Genomic DNA, 24,201 nt, shown 5'->3' with positions numbered 1-24,201 from the left:
CCCGCAGCTTTGTGGAAGTGGCTGTCATGCTGTAACTTTTGCGCATGTCACTATCTTCTGTCTCAGAGAAAAAAGTCAGCTTATGGATGATCGGTCTGCTGGTATTTGTACATATCAGTGGTCTGCCGGTTACGATTATGGAGCCTGATGGCGCTTTATATGCTGGTATCGCCAAGCACATGGTGCAGCATCATGATTACCTGAACCTGTTTGTGGATGGTCAGGATTGGCTGGATAAGCCTCATTTCCCTTTCTGGATGGCGGCTCTCTCCTATAATCTATTCGGGTTTACGACGTTTGCCTACAAGCTTCCGGCCTTCTTATTCCTGATGCTGGGAGTGGTATATACCTACCGTTTTGCAAAGGATCTTTACGGAGAACAGGTCGCCCGCTGGTCAGTGTGTATCCTGCTGACGGCAGAGCATCTTGTTATCTCCAGCACGGATGTCCGTGCGGAGCCTTATCTCACGGGCCTGATCATTGGAAGTGTATATCATTTGTACAAGCGGCAGTTGTTGCCGGGGGCATTACTGGCTGCCCTGGCCGTAATGACTAAGGGCCCTTTTGCATTGGTGCCGATAGGATTTGCATTAATCGGCCAATTTATATTCACAAAGCAGTGGAAGGAATTGTTTCACCTGCGCTGGCTGATTGTGGCTTTGTTGGTCTGTGTGTTCATCACGCCGGAGCTGTATGCCTTGTACCAGCAGTTTGACGCTCATCCGGAGAAAGTCGTTTTCGGACAGACCGGGGTATCAGGTATCCGCTTCTTTTTCTGGGACAGCCAGTTCGGGCGCTTCATGAACTCCGGACCGATCAAGGGCAGCGGAGATCCGTCATTCTTTCTGCATACGGTGTTGTGGGCTTTCCTGCCCTGGTCCATTTTCCTGTATGTGGCGGTGATCACTTTTATCAGGAAAGGACGCCAGGCCAGGGAATATTATTGTATCAGCGGGGCGCTCGTGACCTTTCTGTTATTCTCATTGTCTAAGTTTCAGTTGCCGCACTATCTGAATATTATTTTCCCTTTCTTTTCAATCCTGACGGCGCAATATATCCTGTCTATTAAGAAAGAAAAGACATTCCGTATTACACAGTATATTATCATTGGGATTATAGCCGCTGCTATTCCGGGTTTATGGGCGCTTTACCGGCCTCAAATCAATTTTGTGGCAGTTATACTGATCGCGATCATAATAGGCGTTTTTATATGGCTGCCATTGAAAGGAATAGCACGTGTGTTCTTCCGTACCTGTCTGGCGAGTGCAGCACTGAATCTTTTTTTAAACGGACTGTTCTATCCGGATGTGCTGCGTTATCAGAGTGGCAGTGCGGTTGCCTTTTATGCAAATGAAAACCTTAAAGGAGGCGCTGTTGGATTTTATAGGGCGCATTCCTATGCGCTGACGTATTACCTGAATGCCCCGCAGTTGTCATACGACACATTACCCCCGGGCCCGTCGTTGATCTATACCACTTCTCAGTGGAAAGATTCGCTGGTTGCTCAGGGGCATCATTGCAAGGTATTACATGCCTTCCCCCACTTCCCGGTGACGAAACTTGACCTGCAATTTGTGAATTTTTATACAAGGGATGCTGCTGTGGATAAGCGTTTGCTGGTACTGGTAGATTCGTTTTGAAAAAAAATATGAAAAGAATTTTGCAGAAATGAAAAATTGTCTATTTTTGCAATCCCGAAACGGGAAAAACACTCCTCCTTAGCTCAGTTGGTTAGAGCATCTGACTGTTAATCAGAGGGTCGCTGGTTCAAGTCCAGCAGGGGGAGCGAAAGAAAAGGCTTGCAGAAATGCAGGCCTTTTTTGTTTTCGATTGTTTGAGTGATGTTCGATAGTTCCTAACAGAAATTGTGGATCATATTGAAATCTTAAATCCAGGGTGTCACATAAGTGAGCGCTTTTTTATTATATTACATTAGTTATCTATCTGCTGCATTCAGCGCTAGCCCTTAAAAAGGATAACATCCTGTAAAATGCGTCCAATTGTTCTCGTCTGCCTATCCTTTGTTCTCTCAATTTCCTGCTCTACAACACGAAAATCGACCAGTTATAATAACACAATTACCAACATTGAGAACCACCTTTATACCATTTCGGCCAGCGGAAAAGAGACAGGAACAGCGCAAACCGTTCCCCAAAGAATGGCTGCATTGGGAATAAAAGGAATGAGCGTTGCTGTCTTTGATGAGGGAAAAATCATCTGGACTCGCTGTTACGGTTTGAGAAACGAACACGATGCAATTGATAGTGCGACTGTTTTTCAGGCAGCATCCATTTCGAAACCCCTAACCAGTATGGCTATGTTACGACTATGGGAGAATGGCCTTTTTTCACTCGATACTGACGTTAATCAATATCTCAAAAAATGGAAAATTCCCGAGAATGAGTTTACTGCTCAGGATAAAGTAACAATCCGAAGAATTATAAGTCATATGGCAGGTCTAACCGTCCATGGGTTTGCAGGCTACCGCCCCCAGGACTCTCTGCCAAATTTGACGCAAATCCTGGATGGAAGTCCTCCAGCCAATTCTCAACCAGTACGCGTTTATCTTCGGCCGGGAATTAAAGAATCATATTCAGGTGGTGGTTTTACAATCTTGCAATTACTTATTGAAGAAATAACAGGTAAGCCCTTCGCCAGTGCTATGGAAGAGCTGATTATTAAGCCTGTTGATATGCGGCATAGCCAGTTCTCAATTCAATTACCAGACAGAATGAAGGCGAATGCAGCTGCCGGCTATTTTTCTATTGATAAGATGGTGGATGGTGAATATCGTCGTTATCCCGAACAAGCCGCTGCTGGTTTATGGACCACGCCCTCAGATTTAGCGAGATTTATGTTGGCCGTCGGGGATTCATATAGAGGAGTAGATTCAAATAGTATTTTAAAGCCATCTACCGCGCAGGAAGTACTGCAGAAGATTCCTGGTGGAGGAGGGCTCGGTTTTGGTGTTGACGGAAGGGGCGATTCGCTGCGATACCGACATAGTGGGGGTAACGCTGGATTTTCATGTTATGCAGTTGCCTTTGCGAATAAAGGACGAGGTGTAGTCATTATGACAAACTCAAACGATGGTACGGCAGTAATCCGTGAATACTTAAGGTCGATATCCAGAGAGTACAAATGGCCGCCCATGTGGAATAGAGAATAGCTGCTGTGAAGCTATCCAGGTTGGTCAATGATAAAGATTGAGTGATGTTTAATCAATACCATCAATAACTATTAAAAGTCAGTCGGGTAAATCCTTTTTTATTTTTACCTCCAAATTATGCCTTATGTTTAATCCTTCCAGAAGAAATAGAAATATTGGAACAGCGAAGCAGGGGCATGGCCAGCAAAATAAACTAAACATACCCCAAAGAGTTGCTGGATTAAGCTATTTCGAATCTTTAGGCCAGTACCAAAAACGGGAAGTTGAAATTAATGATCACAAATTTGTTTTTGTTATAGAAGAAACAAGGGAAGGTTCATTGCATGCATGTTCTATTGAAGATATTCAACAGATTATAGCGCACATCCCTATTAACGATTATGGTGACCTCAGATTAATAGTATTGCGCCAGCCAAAACGCAAAGAAGAGATATTATCGCCTGTATGGGGACGGCTTATTTATTCATTTGAATTTGAAAATGATTATTGCCCAGCGATTATTCTTGAGGCGGGAGAATATCCGAGGAAAATGAAATGGGAGACGTCGCTTTCAGTAGAATGTCAAAAGGAACTTGACAGACTAAAAGAAGATGGTCATAACTTCATTAATAATGGCAAATACTGGATAGCAGATATGGAGCCGGAGAATGTACGGAATACTCAGTTGTATAGGACCCTTCTGCATGAATTTGGGCATTATGTTCACTATCTGACTATAGTTGAACGACCTGGACTGGAAGATGAAGATCTGGCATTATGGGAACAGCGTTATAACTTCTACAATACAATACCTGTTGTTGAAAAGGAAAACTTAGCCCATCGATATGCTGCAAATCTTAGGCGACAACTTGAGGAAATGGGTGTTATTTCAAGGGTCAAAAGAAACGAGCTTCTTTTGTAAGTGCTTTATCTTCTAAATCTAAGTATTCTTTAAACAGCTCTTTTACTTTTTGAATAATTTCTGTCTGGTTTATGGTCGTAGGGTTACGTCTTACTTTATTATAGTGCTCTCTTGAAATCTTCTTTGCAAGTTGTCCAACAGTTTTTAAATTGAGCTCTTTGCCCAGCTTATAGGAGATATGAATCCCGATAAAGGAAAGTACCATTCCTCCAAATCCGATCTGCCAGGAAAAGAATAGAACAACGAAGGATGCCAGAAACGCCAACAGAAGTGAAAACACTAACCAACCTTTCGCTTGTAATATTTCGGTCTTAATCCCTAAAATACTTTCAAATTTTTTTACCTGCTGACGCCGTTGTCCGCGAGGGAACAATTCTTCCAGGTGTGTGTTTGTTTTCAAAGCCTCTTTATCATATTGCCCTGCCTCGACTATTGCCTTACGGATTTTGTAAAATGCTTGTTGCGTAGTACAGTCGTTTGTATCCCGTCCTTCAACCTTATTGACAATCAGGTCGCAAAGATCACCGAATGTTATCACTTGTTTCAGTTCTGGGCTGTCAAATTTAATATGGAAAGATATTTCTAATTTTTTCAGGAGCATGTCTATATCGAGAGGATCAATGTTTTCAAGTCCAATGTTCTCCTTTAAGGGTAGCTTATCCATATTAACTATATGGGTTATTTATATTAAATAATAGCCTAAAGGTAAATAATTGTATCTGATAGATTCTTGTACGGTGATTCCTTGTAGGGGCTTTAAATAGTTATTTAGAAGATTTAGTAACAACTTTAATAACGCCCCCAATAAGATTGAATAAATATAAGACTTGTAGCCCTGTAAACGCAAGCATAATAATTTCCTGAGTAAGCAAACGTCTTTGGATGACTTCCCAGGTAGCAAAGTTATATTGCAGTATCGTAGCGTCTTCTATGAGTGGAAATCCGTAAATATACACTGTCAGAGGCCAGAAGAAGAAAGTGCTGATAATATGCAACCAGATAAGCCCATTGTTGAATAATAGCCGGAATGTCAGATGGTATGAAACCCAGAAAAGCAAAAGAAATAATGTGAATGCCCAGAAAATAAGAGGAACAGGTATTACATAGTAAGTGTCATGTAAATGAATATCTATTTGGTCATAATAATAACGGAAGGACGTTGCAAACATGATGGTTGCCATTAATAGCAATAAATGATAGGGCCGCGTTTGTAATTTTTTTATCAAGGATGTGTATGTTTGAGATACAATTATACTCAATATAATGGTAAAGGATGTAATTGGTTTGATATCAGTCAAGTAGGTAATGTGGAGAAGACCCTTTTTGATAAAACCGCGTTATACTGATGAACTAATTTTTTCCAGAAGCTTATTAATGTATTTCGCATCTTCAGATTGATCAAGTACAAGTGATTGCTTCTTAGCCTCAATCAATTGAAAGACCTCTGATTTAATAGCGGGATATTGTTTCCAGAATGAGATATCTGCCGTTAGAACTGCCGATAGCAGGTCTCCCTCGTATAATTCAGTCTCAATTAACACATCTTTTCTCAACATTTCTAATGCTAGCGGCATTAGAAATGTTAAACCAATTTGCTGACTAATGAGTGTTCTGATCTGCCCAGGCGTGAGATTACCAATGGGAATCCTTCTATAGCGATAACAACGCTCAACCAGTCCTGTCGGAAATTCTATATCCTTCCAGTAATCATTTTCCAGTTGCTCAATTGACTTTGTAGATATCATATGTTGCTAAATTAACTCTTCCAGTTAAATTTGAGCAGGTATTTACGTATATTCTCTTGCTTCCATAGCTGTTAAACGCTATTTTTAGCAAGCCAACCTAATATCTATGAAATCATATACTCTCCGTATTACTGCTGTATTCATATTATTTTGTTCTTGTAAACATCAACTTACGAAGAAAGAGCAGGTGTTTAAAGTATTTAATCAGGGAGTTTCCCTTAATATTGATGCGATTGAAGCGCAGAATAATGGTAATTTTGAAAAAGCTGCTGACCTGAATAGACAATCAATAGCCAGGTTTCAGGAAGCTTTTCAAATAGATTCAACAAGTCCTCTCGTTCGTAATGCCCTGGCACATAGCCTATATATAGATAGACAATTTAAAAGCGCAATCTCAGTTTTTGAGGGTGATATTAGGACCAATGGAGAGACAGCAATGTCATACCGGGAATTGGGGCTTTGCAAAATCAATATCGGTGAAGTAAAAGATGGTAAACTTGCTATTGACAAAGCGTTCTCTCTTGATACATCATACGAAATCAAGGCGATAACGATTCGGGATTTGGAAGACATTTCTGATCTGGCATTTTCTTATGGAGAATCTTATGAAAAAGAGGGTCAGATTGAAAAGGGTAAAGACTACAAACACTTCTCTGTCACAGTTTTGACAATGGCCCTTGAGTACAATAAACTCGATAGTAGAATCGAAAAGAAGTTATTGGAGTTAGCTCAGCAGTTAGGAGATAAGGAGGCGCTGGAATATTACCAAAAGGTAATTCGTCCATAATGATCACATCCGTTACCATGAAAAAGCAACAAGTTATCACCATCAATTTAATATTACTCGCCATCTGGACATGGATACTAGTATCTTTTGTTCAGATGTATAAAACCGAGGTCTATTTCATTGATTCGAATCCATTTTACAGCTGCACACTTTGGATATTATATGGCGCTGCGCTCCTGTATGCTCATTTCTTTGTTACCGGAAAAATTATCCAAAATCTGCTGATCACTAGCCTGCTCTTCCTGATATTACATTTCTTCTCTGTCAGGTTGGTTGACATATTTATGGATTATCTGATGGCAAAGGATCAAAAGACACCATTAGGCTGGACATTTAAATACCGTTTTCTGGATATTTTTATTTTAGACGTATTTTTATTACTCGCGTTAGAAATAGTATGTTACATTCAACCGCTCTGGAAGAAATAGGCGCATGGCCTTCAGACCTTTTTTCTTTGTGTGTTGTTTAAACAATAATATTGTACCTATGTTTACGAGAAAACAGCTGTTGCTCCTGCTTCCCCTCTTCTGTATGACCAATATTTGTCTTAAGGCTCAGAATAACAAGGTCCTCTTTGATTCCCGCTTGAAGATGTTTGTATATAACTATGTCGAAAAGCCACCCGCTTTCCCAGGTGGAGAGGAGGCCCTTGCCAAATACCTGAGTAAGATCAGATATCCAAAAGAACAAGTTGACCTGCAGGGAAAAATTAATCTCTCCTTTGTAGTAGATACCGCAGGGAATCTGTTAGATAAATGCATACTGGGCAAAGAACAATCAGCGTATACCTTGCTGGATAAGGAGGGTATTGCATTGCTGGATAAAATGCCCAAATGGGTACCGGGTAAGCAGGATGGCAGAAAAGTAGCTGTTAGGTTCTACCTGCCTATGAATGTATGTTTGCAGGAGTAATAATGCGTAGTGTTAGACTCTAAAAAATTGGGTAGTAGTTGGTGCTATATGGTAACGCTATACCCCACTTTCACCTTATCCATCACTACATGTGTGTAAAAATGCTTCACATTCGGATTGTCCATTAGCCATTTTTTGGAGAACTCCTCATAATGCTTCATGTCTGTTGTATTTACTATAAGCACAAAATCGTAGGTGCCGGTTACATAATAGCATTGCATTACCTCTGTACATTGTTGCATCTTAGCCTTGAATCCATCTATTGCTTTTGAATTTCCTTCAAGCAATATCAGCTCCACTATACAGGTAATGGAAATACCGGCAACAACAGGGGAGATAATGGCAACATCTGCTTCTATGATCTTTTCATCACGCAATCTTTTCAGTCTGCGTTGTACAGCGCTTGCGCTTAAATTTACAACGCTGGCCAGTTCATCTGCTGTTATTTTATTATTTTGTTGTAGTTGCCTTAAAAGCATTTTATCGTATTCGTCCAGGGCTTGCATTTTTTTCCTGTTTTTGGTCGGATAATTGATTAAAAAAAGCTCATGTTAACGCTATTTGCACAAATTCTGCGGGTAACCTCAAATACATTTGCAAGTATAATTTAAAAGAAAATAATAGGAATACTTAAAAATTCAGGATTACAAAATCATATATCTCAAATGATAAACAGAATTTTCTCAGATAAAGAACTTGCTACGTTTAGAAGAGATACGGATGGATGCAGCCATGTTATTCATCTTAATAATGCGGGCGCAGCGCTTATGCCCAATCCTGTAACCCAGGCAGTTTTGGAGCATATAAGGCTGGAATCACAAATTGGCGGGTATGAAGCATCTGCCTTGCGTAATACTGCTATTCAGCAATTTTACGAACAGGCGGCAAAGCTCATCAACTGTAAACCCTCAAACATTGCTTTTACTGCAAGCGCTACTGATTCGTATACAAGAGCACTGTCATCCATCCCCTTTTTGCAGGGTGATATTATTCTTACCGATAACGACGATTATATTTCGAACCAGATACAGTTCCTGTCCTGCAAGAAGCGATTTGGTATCGAGATCGTAAGAATAAAAAATGCACCGGGTGGAGGTGTTGACCTGGAAGATCTTGAACAAAAATTAATAACGCTCCAACCCCGCTTACTGGCTATTACGCATATTCCAACCAACTCAGGACTTGTTCAACCGGTTAAACAGATTGCGGACATTTATAAATCATATACGCAGAAACACCCTGGTAAGACATGGTATATCCTGGATGCCTGCCAATCGATAGGGCAAATGAAAATAGATGTGCAGGAATTACGGTGCGATTTCCTGAGTGTAACCGGAAGAAAGTTTTTAAGGGGGCCACGGGGCACTGGCTTCTTGTATGTATCAGATAAGGTGCTTGAAGCAGGACTCGAACCTCTTTTTATTGATATGCGCGGCGCTGAATGGATTGAAAAAGACGAATACAAGCAGCGACCAGATGCAATGCGTTATGAAGACTGGGAATTCGCGTATGCATTGGTACTGGGTGCCACCAAAGCTATTGAATATTGCTTGCAGATCGGCGAAGATAAAATATGGCAGGAAGTAAGACAGCTGTCGGCTTATATTCGCAGTCAATTATCTGGTATTGATAAGATCAGAGTACTTGACAGAGGGCCTGAAGTAGGTGGATTGGTGACCTTTACGGTTACCGGCTTGCAGCCAAAGATAATTACCGATGCATTGCAGGAACGGAAAATAAACGTAGTACCCAGCTACCGTAATTTTGCCGTTATTGATTTTGATGAAAAACAAGCACAATGGGCCATTCGCGCATCACCGCATTACTACAACACTGTTGAAGAAATTGATGTGTTTATAGATGCAATGCGCGGAATTGTTAAGTCAGAATCTCAGGGATGATTTCAAATTAATAAAGTAATTATTTGGGTAGTAGCACCAATGACAGCTTAGCAAAAGCTGTTAAGCTGTTTTTCTTTTAAAACCCTATATAGTATCTTTCATGTAAAATAATTCATCGATGTCTCCAATTGGACCTTGCCATAAATACAGGAAATGAGTTATCACCAATTTAAACCACACAATGATTTAGTCAACTATATTGATGCCTTTTGGATAGTTGAAGGCGTTGAACAGCAAACTATTAAAACAAATATTTTACCTGATGGCTGTGTTGATTTAATCTTTAACCTGGGAGACGACTGTAAAACAGACGAGGGCATCTTAACAATGCAATCAGGGAAGCTTTACCTGGTCGGAACAATGACCACTGCAAAAGAATCAATTTTGCATCCGGATAATAGACTGGTAGGTGTCAGATTTAAGCCAGCCGCCTTTTTATCATTTTACAACTTCACTTCGCTGAACGAAGTAACTGACCAGATCATCGAATTTGAACAGTCACTTGCTCCTGATCTGCGCAAAGTCCGGCAATCTCCGATTTCCTACCTCAACAGCTTTTTTCTGAACAGGCAAATAAGGCCTAAACATAATCTTTTTGATATTATAAAGGCGATTGAGATGGCAAATGGACAGGTTACGATTGACTACGTGGCAAAACAAAACCATACAACCCAAAGACAGCTGGAAAGGAATTTTCAACGATACATCGGCATAAGCCCGAAAGAATTTGCAAACATTGTACGTTTCAGGTCTGCCCTTTCAAAAATAAAGCACAGGAGGCAAGAGGAGAGCTTATTGTCAATAGCATTTGACTGTGGATATTATGACCATGCTCATCTGGCTAATGAAATTAAGCGTTATACCGGGAGTACGCCCTCCCTGATTTAAATTGTCGTTTTTTTCCAAACAGGCTACGCCTCACCTGACATAACTTTGTTAAAAACTCATCAACAATATGAAGACAACCATTTTAGGGCTCAGAACAACCATCTACCAGGTTGAGGATATTAATAGTGCAAAGGAATGGTATGCCAAAGTGTTTGAAGTGCAACCTTATTTTGACGAGCCATTTTATGTGGGTTTTGACATTGGTGGATATGAATTGGGACTCCAGCCAGAGGAGAAGCCATCAAAAGATAAAACAGAAAGCGTAGTCGCTTATTGGGGTGTGGAGGATATTCATGCGGTATTCAACAGATTCGTAACGTTGGGTGCTTTGGAATATGAACAGCCTCAGGATGTAGGAGGAGATATCATTGTGGCTAAATTAAAAGACCCCTGGGGAAATATCATCGGTTTGATTTATAATCCGCATTTTAAGGTTTCCTGAATTACAACCGGACTGAAGGACCGTTAGCAGGAGGAAGACAGGCACCATTTTGATGATGACTAAACAAAATATTGTCGCCATCAAACTGGTGCTGTCACTTGTCCGGATTTGGATACTGATGTTCTTTGTTGACTACTCCTCGGTCAGAATAGCACTCCACCCTCCTCCCGGTTGCATATGAATGGACACCTCCTGCCCTTTCGCCCATTCCGCATAGGAAATACGATAATCCTCCGCAAATCTGTCAGCATTGATCCCATCGGAAAGTATTTTTACTTTGTATTTCCTGTTTCCATCCAGAAAGGCTAAATGCAGTGTCAGATCCCGCGGACTCCAGTTCGTCATAGCACCTATAAACCACTGATTCCCTTTTTTCCTCGCAATAACAACGTATTCTTTTATCTTTCCTTCCAATGCAACTGTTGTATCCCATGTTGTAGGGAACGCTGCTATATACCCGGTGCAAGCGGTATCCCGTAAATAGTTTGAAGGATTATCAGCCAGCATTTGCAATGGACTTTCGTAAACCGCATACATTGCCACCTGATGCGCCCGTGTTCCCTGACTCATGGGTGCATCAAAATTAATATGAAAGTCCCTTTTGGTTGCATTACGCATGGCTCCGGGAGTGAAGTCCATCGGGCCCAGTACCATTCTGGTAAATGGCAGGGTGACTTCATGCGGAGGTGTTGCCTCATCATCGCTCCATTTGTAGTTTTCCAGGCCCCTTACACCTTCATAAGACAGGATATTGGGATATCGTCTGTTTAAGCCGGTAGGCTTGTAGGCACCGTGTAGATCGACTAACAAATGGTGCCTGGCTGCATTGGCCGATAAACGCTCATAAAAATTAACCATATATTGGTCTGCACGTGCCATGAAATCGACTTTAACGCCTTTCACACCCCATTCCGCATAGGTTGACAGTACATTTTCCATGTCCTTATCCATAGGCTGCCAAAGGGCCCATAGGATGACACCGACATTCTTTGTTTTACCATAAGCTACCAGTTCAGGAACATCGATGGAATCCCGGGGATGCGTAATATCCCATGTTGTTTTCGTCCATCCTTCATCCAGGATAATGTATTGTAATCCGAACCGGGAAGCAAAGTCGATGTAGTATTTGTAGGTCTGGTTGTTGATCCCTGGGCGGAAATCAACCCCATATATATTGTTGTCATTCCACCAATCCCAGGATACTTTTCCCGGAAGGATCCAATCGGTATTTGTAAGTACATTGGGTGACGCAAGTTGGAAAACGAGGTTGTTTTCAAGCAGGTCTTTGTCCTCATTAGCTACCATGACTAAACGCCATGGGAATGGCCGGGAGCCACTGGTTCTGGCAATATAATCTGCCGTTTTTTCTATTTTCGTACCTCTGTCCCTGACCAGGCTTTCTTTAAGTATCACCTTAGGAAAGCCACTGGTTATTTTGTTGCTGCCGGTGCCAAAGAAGAATAGATTGGAATAATCCAGCAGGTCTGCTTCAGTCAGCAGCATCTTTGCGCCTGAAGCAGAAGATACATAAAGAGGAAGGCCGCAGTGCTGTTCTTTTGAAAAGGAGGCTATAGTGCTATCCTTGAATAATAACTCGAAATGTGAGAGGAACTGTTTGTTCTCCTCAATACCCCAAAACACCCTGTTATTCTCGGGAAATGCGTAGTCGACAATTTCATTTTTTACATTTACAGAATCTTTGAAATGAGTCACCCACCTGTAGGCAACGCCATTGTCATAAGCTCTGAAGATAATTGCATTGCCGCTTTTGAAAGTTATTTTCAGCTCATTATAAATATCCCTGATTGCCTTTTGCCTCATGGCAACAGTAGGATATATAATATCATTTTTAGAAGCCTTTTCAACAGACTTTACCTGTTCATTAAAGCCTATATAGGGCTTATTCTCAATATCGAGGCCCGCTACCGCATGGCTCAGCAGCGTCTTATTCTTTTGAATGAGTTTCCACGACAGGCTATCTTTTGTATTAACTTCGATAGTTAAATTATTACCCGGTGATTTAAGTAAAATGGGAGATTGCGAAAATGTGTTAATGTAAAACAAACAGCACATCCATACAAGTAATCCCTTTACAGGTTTATTTTGAATCATTCTAAATTGTTCAGTTTAAAGATATTTGAGCTACTCCGTATAAAAATAGCATCCATTAGTACCATTGTTTATGCGCATATTAACCGATGAAAAGCAAAAATTAACTCACTAACTAAGTTGGACGCAGAATGGGTCAATATCTGGATATGTTTAGTTAAATAAGGTGAAAAATTAGCCATTGATAAACGCTACCTTGGTACTCAACTGAAACCATACTAAATCATTAACCCAACTCAAAATGACTAAATTTATCCTATGCCTGGCTGTAGCTGCCAGTACAATTTTTTGTTCATGCAATAAAAAGGACACTTCGGAACCGCCTGGTAAAGCGCTTATTGCCAAAGCTCCCGGGGCGCTTGCGGTTGCTAAGAAGGTGTATATTCCAAAAGTCATCTGGAACATTCCGAACAACAATGACTACAACAATGATGCAAGCCTTTACAGCAATATGCGAAGGGCTGAATCAGATGATTTTGTAGCTTTCTGGGCGAAGGACTTTGGTGCTACTCCGGCAACCAATACAGATCCTAATAAGAGATTTGATATAGCCCGGATACTGCAGGAGTGCGGAAGATTTTTCCAATATTACAGAGACACATTAAAGTTTGTTCAAAGCGGAAGATCCGTGTCGGATACGCTAAAGGCGCTCATATATGTAACCAACTCTACTGATGGTACAGCGTACGGCGGTGGTGCCGAGAATAAAGTAGGAATACTCTGGGTCACTCCTCCCCGCATTAATACAGAGCCTTTCGGTGCTGTAGCACATGAACTGGGGCATGTTTTCCAATATTATGTTCATGCAGATGGCGCCTGGGGCTATACCTCTTCTCCGCAGGGAAGTAATGGTCAAACCATCTTTGAGATGACTTCCCAATATATGCTCTGGCAGGTATATCCTACCTGGATGACCTTTGAGAATTATCATCTGCAGTCATTCATGCAGTATACCAATTATGCCTTTTTGCATGAGATCAACCAGTATCACTCCCCTTATGTATTGGAGTATTGGTCTAATAAACGTGGAAAGGATTTCGTTGGGAAGCTTTGGAAAAGCGCTCAGCGTGGCGAAGATCCGGTTGCCACCTATAAGCGGATTACGCTGATAGATCAAAAGACATTCAATGATGAAATGTTCGATGCCAGCAGAAGGTTTGTAACCTGGGATATGCCAAGGATAGAGGCTGTGGCAAAACAGTATGCTAACAAACATATCTCTAAGGTGAACGCAGTTGCTGATGGATGGTACAGGATCAGTTCTGATGTATGTCCGCAGAACTATGGCTACAATGCTATCAGGTTGGATGTACCAACGGCCGGTACCAATGTCAGGCTGCAGTTTAAGGGTATCGCCGGACAAACAGGATTTCGCAGCATCAAAGTTGACAAAGCTGGCTGGAGATATGGCTTTCTGGCTGTGAAGACAGACGGCTCCCGCGTATATGGTGATACTTATAGTAGTGCCACTGGAGATGTAAACTTCACTGTACCTGCAAACACCGCTTATCTGTGGCTGGTAGTTAGTGGTGCACCGACAGAGCATTGGGAACATTTAAATGATAATAACGACAGCAATGATGAGCAGTGGCCGTATGAGATCAAGCTGACGGGAACAACTATTAATAAGTCCTTTATAAAATAATCTGATTTAAAAGAGGACTTGAAACCTTAAAACAGGAAGACAGCAAAGGCTTGCAGGAATGCAGGCCTTTGCTGTTTTCATCACTATTATCTTATCCCACACTAACGTTGTCATACGTTGCCGGATACAGCTTCCTGAACATTATATAAGTTACTGTCACAGCAATGAACGCTACTACTGCATCAATAGCCGCTGAGGGCTCAAGTACGCTTAGCTTTGAGAAGAAAGCAAATATGATATCAAAGAATATCCCTGCAAATACCCACTCTTTTAATCTGAGCAATCTGTTTGGGGTTAGCAGAACGATAACACCTGAAAGTTTAGCTACGCCGAGAATATAAATGAAGTGCGGAGGATACCCTAACTGTACTGTTATGTCCCATACAATTGGATTTTTCATCAATTCAAAAAAGCCGCTGGCACCAAACCATAATGAAAGGAATATCGCACCTATCCAATAAATTGTTTTTGTTGTCTTTGTGTTCATGATCTTTGGTTTTATGTTGTTGTTGTTGTTGTTGTTGTTTGTGACACAAAGATGTTTTAAAACCAATGCCGGGAACAGCGCTTTCTCCGGAAATAGACAAAATGAGGGGCCAACCAGCCAATTGCAGTCGCCAGGGTTTTAAGACCCTCTTAATCTAGATTAAGATTTTGATTTTCCCGGGTGTTTTATTTGGAATGATCGTTCCTAATAGCCTAATTTTGTATCGGAATGATCATTCCAAATGACTGTCACACAAACTATTTAAATCATGAAAAAGTTAGAAAATAAGACAGCCCTCATTACGGGCGGAAATAGCGGTATCGGCTTTGCCACTGCAAAAGAATTCATTCAACAGGGCGCTAAAGTGATCATCACAGGCCGTAATGCTGTCGCTCTGGAGGAGGCGAAACAGTCTTTAGGAGAGAATGCATTTACATTACTTTCCGATGCTTCGAATATGGAAGATGTGTTTAAACTGCAACAGCATGTAAAAGCTATTTTTCCAGCGCTGGATATATTGTTTATCAATGCCGGTGTTGCCAAGTTAGCGCCTTTTGAAACGATGACGGAAGCACAGTACGATGAGACGTTTAATATCAATGTAAAAAGCGCTTACTTCACTATTCAGCAGTTATTACCATTGTTCAATGATGGTGGTTCCATTATTCTCAACACATCCATCAACAGTCACATAGGGATGGCCAATACTACCCTATATGCGGCCAGTAAGGGAGCATTAATAACCCTTGCACGTACATTGTCGACGGAATTATTATCCCGTAAGATAAGAGTGAACGCTATTAGCCCTGGTCCTGTCAGAACACCTCTTTATGATAAATTCGGTTTTGAGAAAGAGCAGGCAGATGCCGTTCAGGCAAGTATCGTGGGACAGGTACCGATGGGAAGATTTGGTACTCCTGAGGAAATTGCCCGTATAGCTACCTTCTTCGCTTCTGAAGACAGTAGCTTTGTAATAGGTGCAGAATTGATCGCTGACGGGGGTATGATCACATTATAATCAATTGTTTAAGGCGTACTATGGAGCAATGTGGGAATCGAACCTGCATTCTCCATAGTATATTAGTATGGAATTGCAGAGGTATAACAAGCCATGAGGGTACGTTACAGCCATGCTTTACATAAAATGTGGTAACTTCGGAACGATTATTCCAAATAATGCAGAATGCCGAAAGCAAAACAATTTGATGAATTAGAAGTGCTAAAAAAGGCCGAAAAGGTGTTCAACGAAAAAGGATATAACGGCACTTCCATGGACGACCTGGTTCAGGCAACAGGGTTGAGCCGGAGTAGCATATACGATACATTTGGCGACAAGCATGGGCTATTTCTGAAAACGCTTGAAAACTACCAGGCTTCCCAGGACAAGGCAATGCAGCAACAGTTCACTAAAACAGACAGTTATAAAAAGAAGATCCGTGCTGTATTTGACTATATGATAAACGATATTGTCACAGACAAGACGCGGAAAGGCTGTATGATGGTAAACGCTAATATGGAGCTGAACTGTGTAGATAAAGAAGTGGCGGAAATGGCGTTAACCACTATGGAGGAGATGGAGCAACAGTTCGCTATGTGGATAAAGGAAGGACAGTCTACTGGTGAAATCTCGAAGAAATTTCCAGCCAAGGCATTGGCTAAAAACCTGTACAACAACATAATGGGCCTTCGTGTTACCGGACGTAACCGTCCTGATTACGATACTCTCCGTGAAATAACGAAAATTACCCTGTCCCTACTCGATCAATAATAAGACAATCCCCCCTTCTGATAAGGTATTAACTTCGATTTAATCAGGTACAAGTACCGCACAAACAATGTTTCTCCTATGCCATCCTATGTTCCGGAACGTAGATGATATAGGAAAAAACATTGTTTATACGGCGTCATATCGAAGACAGATCCTTATTTCATCCAGATTACAGACAGGTGCTTCCGATGCTGAAAATTGTTACTTTTTAACCGGAACGCCAGATTCATCAATACTGCCAAATTTGTAAATAGGCTGATGATAATAAACTTCCAGGGCCGCTATTTCTTCCTGGCTTAATAAGCGGACAACAGGTTTCAGATCCTGTGGTGTATAAGGATACCCCCTGCTGTAATCACGGATCTGTTTTATTTCGTAAAAGTGGGTGTTGTCGTTATCACCGGTTTGAGACGCTCTGTTGCTATAATAAATAACCTCCATGTAGTTGTAGGGGTATTTATTTATCGCTTTTACGAGAATGACACCAGGATCATCACCTGTAATGGTACGGGCATGAGGCATTACAAAAATGGTGGTATCCCCTTTATCAAGGAAATTGCTAGGCTCTCCCACCGGGTATTGCGCCAGGCGGATTTCCGGAATGAGGGTGGTGCCATATTTAAACCAGGGGCCATTTATCCCACTTTGGAAGAAGTTACCGCTCATGAACTTGATAATACCTTCCTTGTCATCATAGTATACAAGGAATCGCTCATCATTGGGAAAGTGTTTATTGTAGCTATCATACCTGGCAGAACGGATGGTATCTGTGGTTTTGCCATACAGGGGATGAATATACTTAACAGCAAAACGGTTATCCCATTTTGTAGCAAGATAATAGTTGGGAAGAGGATTATCCTCCGGCCAGCGGGTCACATCCAGCAATAACTCAACGGTACCATACTCTTCTGACTCTTCAAAAAGTATCCAGGTAGGACTTTTATACCAGGTTTCATTCCCTACCTTTTTGAATATTTTGTCGCTTTCCTTTAAAGCCGGATTATAATCTACCCTGTATCGCAGAATAGCGGTGCTTATCTCTGACACAATCCGGCGACGAATGCTGTCAGGAATTTGGTTTCCGTTGTTGACTTGTTGTCCATATAAAGTACTGGTAGTTAGAAAACCAGCGAACATCATCGAAAGCCATTTTATCATGGGAATGCATTTTTTGGTTTGTCCAGGTCTGCGTTATAAAACTTTTTTTGTTCATCACAGGTTGCCTCGTCTTCTTTGTTATAGTACTCGTGTCCGGTGCCTGCGCTACACCTGCTGGTGCCGAGCACAGATTTATCTGCACCCAGTTTATCCCTTATTACGGCCCATTTGAGGCTTGAAAAACTGTTCTGATAGCCAAAGTAAATATGCATCATTTCATGCGCGGTAATGCCTGTGAATTTATCCTGTGGTTTAATATCGGGATTAACTGTTTGAGTTATAGCATCATAGTTAAGATACAGTAATTTCCTGCTGGTCCTTACTCCGGTATAAAGGGATAAAACACTAAGATCATCGGGGACGATCTCATAGAGATTTTGGAAATCCTCTTCTTTCAATAGTCCATCATATACAAGCTGATGCAGTTTTTTTGCCATATCCGCGTCTCTCTTACCTATTCTTTCAACAATAGGATCCGCTGCTACTTTGCCTTCCGTTTTTGCGGCTGATGCCTTTGTCAATATGGCAACATCATCTCCTGACAAGTTCAAATCTTTAAAGTCTGCATCGGTAAGATTGCTGAAGGCGATGCTTTTTCTAATGCTTTCCGCTTTGTCCTTATTGGTTAAAGCTATTTTCTGCAGAACTGATTCGGCGTTAGCTTTACCTTCTACTGACTGATCCTTGGACGCATTCAATAACGTTCTTTTCTCATTGCCATGTATTCTTTCCTGTACCAGCTGTTTTCACTATCGATGAAAGGTATTTAGCATACTCTTTCAAATATGCGTCATTCTTTACCAGGCTGTTATCTGTAAAATCCATCTTGGCACTAAGTGTGTAACCTTCAACGATCGTTTTTACAACAGGCGTTACATCACTTCCAAAAATGAACTTCCTGCCCGACAGATATTTCGGCTTTCCTGCCCGGTCTGTCGTGTTGGCAAAATTGTCTATTACTACAATAGTGTGCGTCTTATCCTTTTGCTTATCGAATTCTGTCTGCGCATTAGCCAGTATCTCTGCCTGTTTCGCGTCAAAAGCAGTTTGTAGGGCTTTTGCATCGTTAGCCGCCTGTTGCTCAAGCAATTGCTGAACAGGGATGTTATCTGCTATAGGCTCAAGAGGCTGCAAAAGAGACAATACCGGCATGTATATAATCTTATAGGCAGGCTTAATTTTCGGCCACTGATCATTGGCACTCTTTATACTATTCGCTGAAAATACAGTAGAAGGACCGTTAACCAACACTTGTCCTGCTGCAACATTGATCAGCAGGGAGCAAACAATCAATAGGAATAATCTCATAAATAAAGGGATAGAGGCAACAAATATAGAATAAATATCTATATGTGTTGGCGGGAATCAACGCGTTTGACAAAAAAGGTAGCTGCTGCTTTCGGGGACCGGGTTTTCCGTTGTAAGGGGTAGGATAAAAAAGAAGGAGCACACCAGCCACAGCGCCGTTGTGCTCCTATCTGTTACACAGCTAAAACTCTCTCCTGTCGTTTCTTAAAATCCGTAAAATTATACCCTGTCTCTTTCTTAAATAATTTGCTGAAATAACAGATGTCCGTGAAACCTAGATCCCACGCAACCTCTTTCATGCTGCTGTCTGAATAGGCAGCATATCGCTTAGCTTCCAGTATGACACGTTGCCGGATATGGTGACCTGCGGTATACCCCGTGGTCTTCTTTATAGCTTCATTCAGGTAACTGGGAGTCACGCACATAAGATCTGCAAATTCAGATACCCTCTTGTATGCCTTGAATTGCTGATCGACTAATTGAATAAACCGTTTCGCCTGTCTGATGTTATGATTCTGCTGATTGGTGGAAGGCGCGGTATGTGACTGCCTGGACATGTGAATGAACAGGATATTCAGGTACCGGCTTAATATATCTGAGCTGTAGATCTGCTGACGGGAATACTCCTGGATCAGCTTATCCATAATCGCCTTCATCTCATGGCGGATCTCTTCACTATAGCTGACGTTCGCTGACTGGATCAGTACCAGGAGCAGATCCGCATGATAAACGGAGTTATACTCCTGCAGGAAAAGCTCATTGAAGCGGATGATATACCCCTCAGCATTACTGTCCGCCGTAAACTGATGTCGTTGATTAGGCATGATGCCGAATACCTGGTCACCTTTGGGAGAATAAGTTTGCATGTCGACTTTCAGCATGCATGTACCGGAAACGGCCCAGATAATCTCAATAAGGTCATGTGTATGCGGCGCACAGTTGTTGAATTGATTATTACCTGCAATCTCGTCGAACGTATGGATCTCAAAAAATGGTTTGGTGGTATTCATAGCATCAATATTTAAGCGTTAAGGAGGCGAAATACTTGAGCAACTCCACCGGAGCCAACGGGCTCACCCTGGTAATGGTCACGGGCTGCGTTGAATATAGGCTGTAGCATAACCGGTGGATTTAGATTTTTCAGAATTGATCTGTTATAGTTGCTGTTGTAAAACTACCTTAATTGAAAAGCGGGAAGAAGTGTCGTTCGCCAAACGGGCAAAAACTGTCGCTGTGAGGGGATGCTTAAGCAAAAAAAAAGAGCAATCATTGGACTGCTCTTTTTGAATGACCGGGTTAACGCTACACCTGTGAGAAAAAATCTTCCGCCTCCCGGAGGGCATTATCTGTAAATGATTTTAGCATATCAATATGTATAAGTAACGGAGGAGCGATCTCTGTAGCGGATTCAAGTTCGTCCAGCGTGGGAAATAAGCGCTCCGTTAGTCCCATAATTGAAATAGTGGTCTTCATATTATGGGCTGTACTTCTTAATGTTTTAATATCGTTGTTATGAAAAGCCGATTCGAGTAATGAAATCTCCCCGGGCATCGCCTCAATGAACTGTCTGGTCACTTTTTTCTCATACGCTTTATTTCCCCGGCTGATCTCTTTCATATAATCCAGGTTGATGAACTGGTAATCCGGCGTAACTGGCTTTGCCTGCGTGTACTGCCGTTCTTTAATAGCAGAAATAGAGGCAAACCGGCTGATCAGCTGATATAATTCCCTTTCATTGATCGGCTTCGAAATGTATTCGTTCATGCCATTACTGAGACATTTTTCCCGTTCTCCTGCAAGTGCATGCGCCGTCATGGCAACTATGGGCACGTCCAGCTGCAGTTCCCTCCTGATCAGGCGGGTGGCAGTATACCCATCCATCTCCGGCATCTGGATGTCCATCAGGATCAAGTCATACCGGTCTTTTTTCAGATAATCGAGGGCCTCTGTCCCGTTGCTGGCCATATCAAAAGACAAGTCCCATTCAGTAAGCAGATGCCTCATCAGGCTACGGTTCATGTCGTTGTCATCTACTACTAATATTTTTACGGAACGGTTTGCTGTAATCTTAAACTGGCTGACGTCTATCGTTTCAGGTACTGGTACTTGCCGGGATGCAATGGTGTAAGGAATGAAAAATCTGAAAGTGGTACCCTTCCCTGGCTGACTTTCAACGCTGATATCTCCTCCCTGCAACATAACCAGATCTTTCACAATGGATAGCCCCAGCCCGGTACCGCCGTATTTACGGGTGATAGAATCTTCTGCCTGATGAAAGCGATCAAATATGGAAGAGAGCTTGGAAGGTTCAATACCGATTCCTGTGTCGGTAATAGTGAATCCGAGCTGTATCGTATTGCTGTCGCTCTGTTTATTATCTACTGAAATGATGATGCCTCCTTTCTCGGTAAACTTGAGCGCATTCCCTATCAGGTTGACAAGTATCTGTGTCAGGCGGGTGGCATCCCCTATCAGGGTATCTGGCACTGAAGGCGATATTTCTCCCTGTAATACCAGTTTTTTTTCCTTTACCTTCTCGCTAAAGAGTGTCTGAATGGAATGGAGTAGTCCCCTTACACTGAAAGGATTGGCTTCAATCCTCACCATTCCGGCTTCAATCTTGGACAGGTCAAGAATATCGTTTATGATGGTAAGCAGATTCTCGCCTGCTTTCTGTATGGAATTGACGAACTCAGTTGAGGGTTCATCCAGCTTTCTGACCTTCAGGAGATTGGTAAATCCCAATATCGCATTTAAGGGTGTTCTGATTTCGTGACTCATATTGGTCATGAAATTCTCCTTGATCATGGCAATTTCCCGCACTTTCTTTTCAGACCTGTCCAGTTCCAGGATCAGTTGTTGTTGCTGACGTATCCTGGTCATAACGAACCATAGTACACCACCCGCAGTCAGTAGTATCAGGCAGATGAGGATGATGCCCCAGTTCCTGGCCCTGCGACTGCTTTCATTAATGTTGTTACTAAGCGCTGTCATCACCGATTGGCGGCTGTCATAGATCTTACGGGTGATGGTGCTGATCTCATTGGAAATTTCCCGGGCACGTGGATTGGCGATCAGGCTGGTGTCGTCCATTTTCCCTGTCCGGAAAAACTCATGCATCAGCTGGTTCTTATTGTGAAGCTTCTGGCCGGCCAGATATTCTAACCTTTTGATATACATGGCGGCGCTATCGTCCGTATTGATATGTTTCAGAGTATCGACAAAAGCTTCTACTTCAGCAATTTTAGCATCTACACCCTCTATATGTGAAGTATCGTCGGTAGCAATAGCAGCACGGATACGGCTTTCCACCCAGATAATATCCCGCTCCAGTTCGCGTAACTTGTTGCCTGTCTGTAGCTCTTTGAGTAGCTTTTGGTTGCCCGTAATCAATTGATCAATGTTCCTGGAGGAATTATATTGCACAAATGCCAGCACAAGAGTACCGGCAAGAAAGGCAATCAGGATCAGGTATGTAAAGCGATTGTTATTCATTATCAATCAATAAAGGTCATTTGCCGCCGTCATATCGGTTAACCGCTTTCGCCAAATGGGCAAAAACGATAGCCGGGAGTCCCTTTAAAACGGATGAGGATCAGAGTACGTTCATCCGTTTGTTAAGTACCTTGCGGTAAGCATCGGCAACCGGAAGTGACTTATCTCCTATCAGTACGGCTCCGTCCTGCAGGGTGTCTATTTTATCAATCGCTACCATATAAGAGCGGTGTATCCTCAGAAAGCGGGCAGCCGGCAAGCGTTCTTCCAGTACCCGCAGGGGCACATGGATAGCGAAAAACTTCTTTGCAGTAAAGATCTTTACATAATCCCCCATGGCCTCTGCATAAAGGATCTCTTCCAGCTTCAGCCGCCTTACAATGTTGGAGTCGCGGATAAATATGAATTCGTCATTTTCCCAGCGCATTTCCTCTTTATTACTGTCCAGGATCTGACGAACCTTTTCTATGGCCTGAATAAATCTGCCGGGAGTAATGGGCTTAACGAGATAATCTGCCACATTCAGCTCAAATGCCTCTACAGCATACTCTTTCTTGGAGGTAGTGAAGATGATCACAGGCCTTTTAGTACCAAGGTTCTTTATTAATTCGAGGCCGGACATTCCTGGCATTTCAATATCCAGCAGGAGTAGGTCTACAGGGTTATCCTGCAGATAATTATAAGCATCAAGCGCATTTCCGCATTCACAGGCAACAACAACGCCTTTAATCTGGCTGGCCAGTTCCTGGAGTGTGCTACGTGCAATGGCATTGTCATCAATAATAAGTGCGATCATATAGGTTGATATACTAAATTTTTTGTGGTGTCTAACGATCCTTAATTCCGTGCCAATTATTAATTCATTGATTATTAACCGTATGTGTTTTTAAATAAACGGGGTGTAACGATATATCGTTATTTCACCAAACTGATGGTTAAGTGGTGCTATTTGTCGGTTAGTGAATTATTCGAACGTTGGACCTTTTATTTTAATGCTACAGTCTTGAATGCCGGACTTATGTTTTCCCGTGAAACATTACAACCAGTTAATTTTACTTGCCTTAGTATGAGATCTCTTCGGTAATGGACGAAAAGACAAACTTAAATGTGTTACAATATAAGATAAAGGAGGCATTCCTTTTAATGATATTATATATCCGGAAGAAAGCCGGGAGGAAATGGAGTTGCTACATAGGGGCTTGCGCAGAGAGAGGGGGACGGTTTATTGGAAAATTGGTAATTAGCACCAATTGTTCATTGCATTGAACAACTGGTGCTAATCATCTCTTTCAAGTTCAGGCAAGGCCCTTACGCCTGTTATAATCGGCTCATCAACATTATCAACAAGACATGCACCCCGGTACATTCTTGTTGCGACCATCACAGTTTCTTGAAAACCGGAGATGAGTGCTGTGTTGGTAATATTGTTGTCTCTTGTCAGTTCAGTGGCCCGCAGGCTGTTTACATAAACCATACAATCAAAAAT

Annotated in this window: 25 protein-coding genes and 1 tRNA gene; 13 read left to right on the top strand and 13 right to left on the bottom strand. The window is 41.9% G+C overall.

Annotation, left to right across the window (positions count from 1 at the left end; genetic code table 11):
- Nucleotides 1-44: 44 nt before the first annotated feature.
- From BLR32_RS05275 to BLR32_RS05260, 4 genes are all read left to right on the top strand, one after another.
- Complete coding sequence (locus BLR32_RS05275) at nucleotides 45-1,640, top strand: ArnT family glycosyltransferase (RefSeq protein WP_245705357.1); 1,596 nt, start codon at nucleotides 45-47, stop codon at nucleotides 1,638-1,640.
- Nucleotides 1,641-1,712: 72 nt separating this feature from the next.
- A tRNA-Asn gene (locus tag BLR32_RS05270) sits at nucleotides 1,713-1,786 on the top strand.
- Nucleotides 1,787-1,990: 204 nt separating this feature from the next.
- The gene (locus tag BLR32_RS05265) at nucleotides 1,991-3,169 is read left to right on the top strand and encodes a serine hydrolase domain-containing protein (protein WP_089829234.1); all 1,179 of its coding nucleotides are present in this window, start codon (nucleotides 1,991-1,993) and stop codon (nucleotides 3,167-3,169) included.
- A 124-nt stretch (nucleotides 3,170-3,293) separates the two neighbouring features.
- The gene (locus BLR32_RS05260; RefSeq protein ID WP_089829232.1) at nucleotides 3,294-4,070 is read left to right on the top strand and encodes a hypothetical protein; all 777 of its coding nucleotides are present in this window, start codon (nucleotides 3,294-3,296) and stop codon (nucleotides 4,068-4,070) included.
- Here BLR32_RS05260 and BLR32_RS05255 read toward each other — a convergent pair.
- The 3 genes from BLR32_RS05255 to BLR32_RS05245 form a co-directional block, all read right to left on the bottom strand.
- Nucleotides 4,045-4,734: a hypothetical protein gene (locus BLR32_RS05255; RefSeq protein ID WP_089829231.1), complete on the bottom strand. Its 690-nt coding sequence runs from the start codon at nucleotides 4,732-4,734 to the stop codon at nucleotides 4,045-4,047. The genes BLR32_RS05260 and BLR32_RS05255 overlap by 26 nt on opposite strands.
- 100 nt (nucleotides 4,735-4,834) lie before the next feature.
- Nucleotides 4,835-5,251, bottom strand: a complete 417-nt coding sequence (locus BLR32_RS05250) for a hypothetical protein (RefSeq protein WP_089829228.1) — start codon at nucleotides 5,249-5,251, stop codon at nucleotides 4,835-4,837.
- Nucleotides 5,252-5,407: 156 nt separating this feature from the next.
- Nucleotides 5,408-5,815, bottom strand: a complete 408-nt coding sequence (locus BLR32_RS05245) for a contact-dependent growth inhibition system immunity protein (RefSeq protein WP_089829226.1) — start codon at nucleotides 5,813-5,815, stop codon at nucleotides 5,408-5,410.
- A gap of 106 nt (nucleotides 5,816-5,921) precedes the next feature.
- On the opposite strand from BLR32_RS05245, the gene BLR32_RS05240 reads away from it, so the two are divergent.
- From BLR32_RS05240 to BLR32_RS05230, 3 genes are read left to right on the top strand one after another with little or no spacing between them, the layout of a single operon-like run.
- Entirely contained in the window at nucleotides 5,922-6,602 is a 681-nt protein-coding gene (locus tag BLR32_RS05240; protein ID WP_089829224.1) for a tetratricopeptide repeat protein, read from the top strand.
- Between the two features lie 17 nt (nucleotides 6,603-6,619).
- Nucleotides 6,620-7,030 carry a hypothetical protein gene (locus BLR32_RS05235; RefSeq protein ID WP_143011365.1) on the top strand — a complete coding sequence of 137 codons (411 nt, stop codon included), beginning with the start codon at nucleotides 6,620-6,622 and terminating at the stop codon, nucleotides 7,028-7,030.
- A 58-nt stretch (nucleotides 7,031-7,088) separates the two neighbouring features.
- Nucleotides 7,089-7,514: an energy transducer TonB gene (locus BLR32_RS05230; protein WP_176842172.1), complete on the top strand. Its 426-nt coding sequence runs from the start codon at nucleotides 7,089-7,091 to the stop codon at nucleotides 7,512-7,514.
- A gap of 44 nt (nucleotides 7,515-7,558) precedes the next feature.
- On the opposite strand, the gene BLR32_RS05225 is transcribed toward BLR32_RS05230, so the two are convergent.
- Entirely contained in the window at nucleotides 7,559-8,020 is a 462-nt protein-coding gene (locus BLR32_RS05225; protein WP_089829219.1) for an Lrp/AsnC family transcriptional regulator, read from the bottom strand.
- A 159-nt stretch (nucleotides 8,021-8,179) separates the two neighbouring features.
- On the opposite strand from BLR32_RS05225, the gene BLR32_RS05220 reads away from it, so the two are divergent.
- The 3 genes from BLR32_RS05220 (at nucleotide 8,180) to BLR32_RS05210 (ending at nucleotide 10,745) form a co-directional block, all read left to right on the top strand.
- Complete coding sequence (locus tag BLR32_RS05220; RefSeq protein WP_176842171.1) at nucleotides 8,180-9,415, top strand: aminotransferase class V-fold PLP-dependent enzyme; 1,236 nt, start codon at nucleotides 8,180-8,182, stop codon at nucleotides 9,413-9,415.
- Between the two features lie 153 nt (nucleotides 9,416-9,568).
- Nucleotides 9,569-10,303, top strand: coding sequence for a helix-turn-helix domain-containing protein (locus BLR32_RS05215; RefSeq protein ID WP_089829217.1), 735 nt, complete (start codon nucleotides 9,569-9,571; stop codon nucleotides 10,301-10,303).
- A gap of 67 nt (nucleotides 10,304-10,370) precedes the next feature.
- The gene (locus BLR32_RS05210) at nucleotides 10,371-10,745 is read left to right on the top strand and encodes a VOC family protein (RefSeq protein ID WP_089829214.1); all 375 of its coding nucleotides are present in this window, start codon (nucleotides 10,371-10,373) and stop codon (nucleotides 10,743-10,745) included.
- 132 nt (nucleotides 10,746-10,877) lie between these two features.
- On the opposite strand, the gene BLR32_RS05205 is transcribed toward BLR32_RS05210, so the two are convergent.
- Nucleotides 10,878-12,857: a glycoside hydrolase family 97 protein gene (locus BLR32_RS05205; protein WP_089829212.1), complete on the bottom strand. Its 1,980-nt coding sequence runs from the start codon at nucleotides 12,855-12,857 to the stop codon at nucleotides 10,878-10,880.
- Between the two features lie 238 nt (nucleotides 12,858-13,095).
- Here BLR32_RS05205 and BLR32_RS05200 point away from each other — a divergent pair, with 238 nt between their 5' ends.
- Nucleotides 13,096-14,499, top strand: coding sequence for a DUF6055 domain-containing protein (locus BLR32_RS05200; RefSeq protein ID WP_089829211.1), 1,404 nt, complete (start codon nucleotides 13,096-13,098; stop codon nucleotides 14,497-14,499).
- Between the two features lie 91 nt (nucleotides 14,500-14,590).
- Here the strand turns inward: BLR32_RS05200 and BLR32_RS05195 are convergent, their stop codons facing one another.
- Nucleotides 14,591-14,986, bottom strand: coding sequence for a DoxX family protein (locus BLR32_RS05195; protein WP_089829948.1), 396 nt, complete (start codon nucleotides 14,984-14,986; stop codon nucleotides 14,591-14,593).
- A gap of 268 nt (nucleotides 14,987-15,254) precedes the next feature.
- Here BLR32_RS05195 and BLR32_RS05190 point away from each other — a divergent pair, with 268 nt between their 5' ends.
- Nucleotides 15,255-16,004: an SDR family oxidoreductase gene (locus BLR32_RS05190; RefSeq protein WP_089829209.1), complete on the top strand. Its 750-nt coding sequence runs from the start codon at nucleotides 15,255-15,257 to the stop codon at nucleotides 16,002-16,004.
- A gap of 165 nt (nucleotides 16,005-16,169) precedes the next feature.
- The gene (locus BLR32_RS05185) at nucleotides 16,170-16,754 is read left to right on the top strand and encodes a TetR/AcrR family transcriptional regulator (RefSeq protein ID WP_089829207.1); all 585 of its coding nucleotides are present in this window, start codon (nucleotides 16,170-16,172) and stop codon (nucleotides 16,752-16,754) included.
- A gap of 201 nt (nucleotides 16,755-16,955) precedes the next feature.
- Here the strand turns inward: BLR32_RS05185 and BLR32_RS05180 are convergent, their stop codons facing one another.
- The 7 genes from BLR32_RS05180 to BLR32_RS05145 all read right to left on the bottom strand — a co-directional run bounded on the left by BLR32_RS05180 (nucleotide 16,956) and on the right by BLR32_RS05145 (nucleotide 24,189).
- On the bottom strand, nucleotides 16,956-17,912 hold the full coding sequence (locus BLR32_RS05180) for a hypothetical protein (RefSeq protein ID WP_143011364.1): 957 nt from the start codon (nucleotides 17,910-17,912) through the stop codon (nucleotides 16,956-16,958).
- Entirely contained in the window at nucleotides 17,909-18,610 is a 702-nt protein-coding gene (locus BLR32_RS05175) for a hypothetical protein (RefSeq protein ID WP_089829203.1), read from the bottom strand. Before BLR32_RS05175 ends, BLR32_RS05180 begins: the two co-directional genes overlap by 4 nt.
- Before the next feature lie 13 nt (nucleotides 18,611-18,623).
- The gene (locus tag BLR32_RS05170; RefSeq protein ID WP_089829200.1) at nucleotides 18,624-19,220 is read right to left on the bottom strand and encodes a hypothetical protein; all 597 of its coding nucleotides are present in this window, start codon (nucleotides 19,218-19,220) and stop codon (nucleotides 18,624-18,626) included.
- Nucleotides 19,221-19,393: 173 nt separating this feature from the next.
- Entirely contained in the window at nucleotides 19,394-20,230 is an 837-nt protein-coding gene (locus BLR32_RS05165) for an AraC family transcriptional regulator (protein ID WP_089829198.1), read from the bottom strand.
- Between the two features lie 292 nt (nucleotides 20,231-20,522).
- Nucleotides 20,523-22,715, bottom strand: a complete 2,193-nt coding sequence (locus BLR32_RS05160; protein ID WP_089829196.1) for a response regulator — start codon at nucleotides 22,713-22,715, stop codon at nucleotides 20,523-20,525.
- A gap of 100 nt (nucleotides 22,716-22,815) precedes the next feature.
- On the bottom strand, nucleotides 22,816-23,511 hold the full coding sequence (locus BLR32_RS05155) for a LytR/AlgR family response regulator transcription factor (RefSeq protein WP_089829194.1): 696 nt from the start codon (nucleotides 23,509-23,511) through the stop codon (nucleotides 22,816-22,818).
- Nucleotides 23,512-23,991: 480 nt separating this feature from the next.
- Nucleotides 23,992-24,189, bottom strand: a complete 198-nt coding sequence (locus BLR32_RS05145) for a hypothetical protein (protein ID WP_089829190.1) — start codon at nucleotides 24,187-24,189, stop codon at nucleotides 23,992-23,994.
- Nucleotides 24,190-24,201: the final 12 nt, after the last annotated feature.

Source organism: Chitinophaga filiformis (genome assembly GCF_900102545.1).
Taxonomy (GTDB): domain Bacteria; phylum Bacteroidota; class Bacteroidia; order Chitinophagales; family Chitinophagaceae; genus Chitinophaga; species Chitinophaga filiformis.
This window is presented reverse-complemented; position numbering and strand designations above follow the sequence as displayed.